The organism is Pseudoduganella sp. RAF53_2, from assembly GCF_052113985.1.
In the GTDB taxonomy this organism is placed as follows: Bacteria; Pseudomonadota; Gammaproteobacteria; order Burkholderiales; family Burkholderiaceae_D; genus Rugamonas.
Genome location: NZ_JBFRDW010000401.1, coordinates 1 through 5,537, shown reverse-complemented (window position 1 = coordinate 5,537; position 5,537 = coordinate 1). Strand labels below are relative to the sequence as shown.

Sequence of the window (5,537 nt, the reverse complement as noted above, 5' to 3'; positions counted from 1 at the left end):
CCGCCGCCCTGAGCGGCTGTGCGCTGACGCCAACTTACGAAGTCCCGAAAACGCCGCAGCCTGCCGCCTTCAAGGAAGCCCAGGGCTGGCAGCCCGCCGCGCCCGCCGACACCTTGCAGCGCGGCCCATGGTGGCAGCTGTTTGGCGATCCGCAGCTGAACGAGCTGGCCGCTTCGGTCGAAGTGAATAACCAGAACGTGGCCGCCGCCGTCGCGCAATATGCGCAGGCGCGCGCCATCGTGGCCGAGCAGCGCGCCGCGCTGTTCCCGGTGGTGACGCTGAACGCCAGCGCCGACCGTTCCGGCGGAGGAGGGCAGACCCGCACCGGCAACCAGTACCGCGTGAATCTGGGCGGCAGCTGGGAGCCGGATATCTGGGGCCGCCTGCGGGCCGGCGTCAGTGGCGCACAGGCCAGCGCCCAGGCCAGCGAGGCTGATCTGGCAGCGGCGAAACTGTCGGCACAGGGCGAGCTGGCCGCCAACTACATTTCCCTGCGCCTGGCCGACGCCACCAGGCAGCTACTGGAAACCACGGTCGAGGGCTATGGGCGGGTGCTGCAGATCACGCAGAACCGCTTCAACGCAGGGATCGCCGCCAAATCCGACCTGCTGCAGGCCCAGACCCAACTGGCCAATGCCCGCGCCGATCTGCTGACCACCACCCGCCAGCGCGCCCAGTTCGAACACGCCATTGCCGTCCTGCTGGGCAAGGCGCCTGCCGAGTTCTCGCTGGCCCCGGCGGCATGGACGCTGCAAGTGCCGGACATTCCGCCGGGCCTGCCATCGACCCTGCTGGAGCGCCGTCCGGACATCGCCGGCGCCGAGCGCCGCGTGGCAGCTGCCAATTCGAACATTGGCGTCGCCCGCGCCGCCTACTTCCCGGATCTGAGTCTGACGGCCAGCGGCGGCTTTGGCGCCACGGCAGCCGGGGGCCTGTTCAGCGCCTCCAACAGCCTGTGGTCGCTCGGCCTGTCCGCTGCCGAGACGGTATTCAATGCCGGCGCCACCGGCGCGCGGGTGGACGAAGCCACCGCAGCGCGCGACGCGGCTGTGGCGCGCTACCGCCAGACGGTGCTGAGCGCCTTCGCCGACGTGGAGGACCAGCTGGCCGCCACCCGCGTGCTGGGCGAGCAGCAGGACCTGCGCCGCCAAGCCTCCGAGGCGGCCGACCAGGTCGAGCAGCAGATGATCAACCGCTACCGCGCGGGCCAGGTCAGCTACACGGAAGTGGTGACGGCCCAGGTCACGGCGCTGAATGCGCGCCGCGCCCTGGTGCAGGCCCAGGCCGACCGCCAAACAACAGCCGTCTCCCTGATTCAGGCCCTGGGAGGAGGGTGGCAGGCACATTAGCAGGTGCTCGATTGCGCTTTTCATAATCGGCTGGCAATATGGCGATACCGTCCATAAACCATAGATAATGACTAAGCGTTCAACAGTCAGCACCGCAGCCACTCCCTCACAAGAACAAACCGAACGACGCCCCACCCATATCGTCGGAATCGGCGCTTCTGCCGGTGGGCTCGATGCCATCACCGAATTCCTCGCCGCTGTGCCGGAGCGCAGCGGGCTGGCTTATATCGTCGTCCAGCACCAGGACCCGCTGCGCAAAGGTTTGTTGCCTGAGCTGCTGCAACGGGTCACGCCCATGTCCGTGGCCGAAATCCGCGACCGCATGCCGATCGAGCCGGATTGCGTGTATGTGATTCCGCCCAATTCCGACCTGGCCTTTGCCGACGGCATGCTGGCGCTGCTCCATCCCAGCAACCAGCCTGGCCACCGTTACCCCATCGATACCTTCTTCCGCGCCCTGGCCGAGGAAAAGCGCGCCCATGCTGCCGGCGTGGTTTTCTCCGGCATGGGGACGGACGGCACGGCCGGCCTGCGCCATATCCAGGAGGCGGGCGGCGTGACGCTGGTGCAGGCGCCCGAATCGGCCAAGTTCGACGCCATGCCGCGCAGCGCGATCGAAGCGGGAGTGGCGGACGTGGTGGCCCTGCCCGGCGATATGCCGGAGCGCCTGTGGAGCGCCTGGGCTTCCGAGCCGAACGTGGTGCATGGCCGCGGCCACGCGCGCCGCCATGCGCTGCGCGAACTGCTCAACCTGTTACAGAACCACACGGGCAATAATTTCACCGACTATAAGATGAACACAGTGCTGCGCCGGATCGAGCGCCGCATGAAGCTGCAGCAGTCCGAATCGATGGAAGCCTATGTGCAGTTCCTGCGCGAGAATCCCAGCGAAATCGAACTGCTGTTCCGTGAACTGCTGATTGGCGTAACGAGCTTCTTCCGCGATCCCAAGGTGTGGGAGCATCTGCGGTCGGTGACCATTCCCGAAATGCTGCAATCGCATCCTAACGGCGCGGCGTTCAAGGCCTGGGTGCCGGCCTGCTCGACGGGGGAGGAAGCGTATTCGCTGGCCATGGTGTTCGACGAGGCGGTGGCCCATGTGAACCCGAAAGCCAAGTATTCCCTGCAGATTTTCGCCACCGACCTGGACCCGGACGCGATCGACCGCGCGCGCCAGGGCGTGTTTACGCGCAATGTCGAAGAGAATATTTCGGCCGAGCGCCTGTCGCGCTACTTTGTGGTGGATGGCAAGTCTTACCGTATCCGCAAGGAGCTGCGCAATACCATCATCTTCGCGCAGCAGAACATCATTTCGGACCCGCCATTCACCAAGCTGGATATCCTCAGCTGCCGCAACCTGCTGATCTACTTCAATCCGAAGCTGCAGGAGCACCTGATTCCGCTGTTCCACTACGCCCTGAACCGCAACGGTTTCCTGGTGCTGGGCAGTGCGGACACGCCGGGTAATTTCACCGATCTTTTCGCGGCGGTGCCGGGCTCGGGCCGCATCTATCAAAGGCTGGACGCGTCCACCAACCGCGTTGCCAACTATTTCCCGACCAAGGTCACCGCCGCCGCCATTCCACTTTCCAACGAAGCCAGAACCACTTCCATGACCGGCAATCTTCAGTCCCAAGTCGAGCAGGCCCTGCTCAAGAAACACTCCCCAGCGGCCGTGCTGCTCAACGCCGAGGGCGACATCCTCTACATCCATGGGCGCACCGGCGCCTTCCTGGAGCCGGCGGCGGGCAAGGCCAACTGGAATATCCACGCCATGGCGCGCGACGGCCTGCGCTACGAGCTGGCAGACCTGATCAACCGCTCCATCCGCAGCGGCGACCAGGAAAGCGTGCGAGGCCTGATCCTGAAGGAAAGCGAGAGTTCCGCGCTGATGGTGGACATGACGGCCRAACCGATGAGCGAGGGCCAGCATCCGGAAGGCACGCTGCTGCTGACGTTTGCCGCCACCCAGGCGCCGCTGCGTAACCGCCGCAGCCGCTCGCCGAATCCGCGCCTGATGGAGCTGGAACAGGGGCTGTCGCAGGCACGCCTGGAACTGCAGACGGTGCGCGATGAGATGCAGACTTCGCGCGAGGAATTGAAGTCCGCCAACGAAGAGCTGCAATCGACCAATGAGGAACTGCAATCGACCAACGAGGAACTGACCACCTCCAAGGAAGAGATGCAATCGCTGAACGAAGAGCTGTACACGGTCAACGCCGAGCTGCAATCCAAAGTGGATGATCTGTCGCTGGTCAACAGCGATATGAAGAACCTGCTGAACAGCACCGACATCGCRGTCATTTTCCTCGACAATGCCTTGCACATCCGCCGCTTCACGACTCAGGCCACGCAGATCTACAAGCTGATTCCCACGGACCTGAACCGTCCGCTGGGCGATATCGTGAATGACCTGGTGTATCCGGAGCTGGAACAGGATGCGATGGAAGTTTTGCGGACCCTGGTATTCTGCGAAAAGCAGATTCCGACGCGCGACGGCCGCTGGTTCATGGTGCGCATCATGCCTTACCGTACCGTGGCCAATGTGATCGACGGCCTGGTTGCCACCTTCATCAATATTACGGAGCTGAAGTCGCTGGAGGCGCGCCTCATGACCCCCGGCGGTGGAGCTGAACACATACCCCAATGAAGAAAACGCCCTCCCAGTCTGCCGATGAGCTGGACATGCGCAAGCAGTGGCATGAGCTTCAGGTCAGCCAGATCGAGCTGGAGATCCAGAGTGCGGCCCTGGCCGAGCTGGAACTGCAGAAGCGGCAGGTGGAGGAGGGCTTGCAGCGTTACGCGGGGCTGTATGAAAAAGCCCCGGTCAGCTATCTGTCGCTGTCGCGCGATGGACAAATCGTCGGCGCCAACCGCGCTGCCGCGGCACTGCTGCATACGGAATGCGCCGCGCTGCCGGGCGAGCCCTTTGAGCGGTTTGTGGAACCTGCCAGCCAGGCGGCGCTGCGCTGCTTCCTGGCCGATCTGCCGACAGATGGCTCGTCGGCGGTCATGGAGGCCTTGCTGTTTGACGGCGTGGGCGGCAGCCGCATCCGCCTGGAGGCGAATCTCGACTCCGGCGACGACGTCATTCGCATCATCGTCAGCGATATCACCGAATGGCATGCGCGCGAAACTGCGCTGCGCCGCGCGTTTGTGGTGATGGACAATCTGGACGAGGGCGTGGTGACCACCGATCCCGCGGGCCGCATCCTGTCAGTCAATCCCGCCTTTTGCGCCATCACCGGTTTCGGCGCCACCGAAGCCCAAGGCAAGCCGCTGCGCATGCTACGCCACCCGCGCCAGAAACCGGAGTTCTACGGCACGCTATGGGCCGAGGTGCTGGCCGGGATCAGCTGGCAGGGCGAGTTGATGGTAAGGCGGCGCGACGGCTCCGAGTTCATTGCTTCCCTGTCTCTGCGGCCCATGCTGGGCACGGACGGTGAAGTGAACAGCGTGGTGGCCGTGTTCTCGGACATCAGCCAGCGCCGCCAGGCCGAAGACGCATTGCAGGAACTGCACCACAAGCTGGAAGTGCGCGTCGTGCAGCGCACGGCCGAACTGCTGCATGCGAACGGCCAGCTGCGCCAGCTGTCCGCGCATATGGCCTCGGTGAAGGAAGAAGAGCGCAAGCGCATCGCGCGCGAAATCCACGATGAACTGGGCCAGAACCTGCTGGCGCTGCGCATGGACATCTCGCAGATGCATGCGCGCGTGGGGCATGGCGATTCGCGTCTGGCGCGGCGCGTGACGGCGGCCCTGGCGACCATCGACGCGTCCTTGCGCAGCGTGCGCGGCATCATGAACGAATTGCGCCCGGCGGTGCTGGACCTGGGGCTGCCCGCGGCCCTGGAATGGCTGGTCAACGACTTCCGCGGCCGCAGCGCACTGGATTGCCGCTTGCGCATGCCGCATGACGCGGGCTTCGCGCGCATCAACGCGGAAACCRGTGTGGTGCTGTTCCGCATCGTGCAGGAATCGCTGGCTAATGTACTGCGCCACGCCAAGGCCAGCTATGTGGAAGTGGCGCTGGAAGAGCAGGACGGCGACATCATGCTGGCGGTGGAAGACAACGGCATCGGCATCACGCCCCAGCAGCGCGACAAACCGGGCCGCTTTGGCCTGATCGGCATCGCCGAAAGGGTGGATGCCCTGCAGGGTACCTTCCGCCTTCACGACTACGAACCG

General features: G+C 64.7%; 3 protein-coding genes. All 3 read left to right on the top strand.

Going from position 1 to position 5,537, the window contains the following annotated elements:
- Positions 1 to 8 precede the first annotated feature (8 nt).
- Complete coding sequence (locus tag AB4Z11_RS21260; RefSeq protein ID WP_442027501.1) at positions 9 to 1,349, top strand: efflux transporter outer membrane subunit; 1,341 nt, start codon at positions 9 to 11, stop codon at positions 1,347 to 1,349.
- A 67-nt stretch (positions 1,350 to 1,416) separates the two neighbouring features.
- Positions 1,417 to 3,999, top strand: coding sequence for a chemotaxis protein CheB (locus AB4Z11_RS21255; RefSeq protein WP_442027500.1), 2,583 nt, complete (start codon positions 1,417 to 1,419; stop codon positions 3,997 to 3,999).
- Positions 3,996 to 5,537: PAS domain S-box protein (locus tag AB4Z11_RS21250; protein ID WP_442027499.1), on the top strand; the 1,542-nt coding region annotated here is incomplete at its 3' end. The genes AB4Z11_RS21255 and AB4Z11_RS21250, both read left to right, overlap by 4 nt.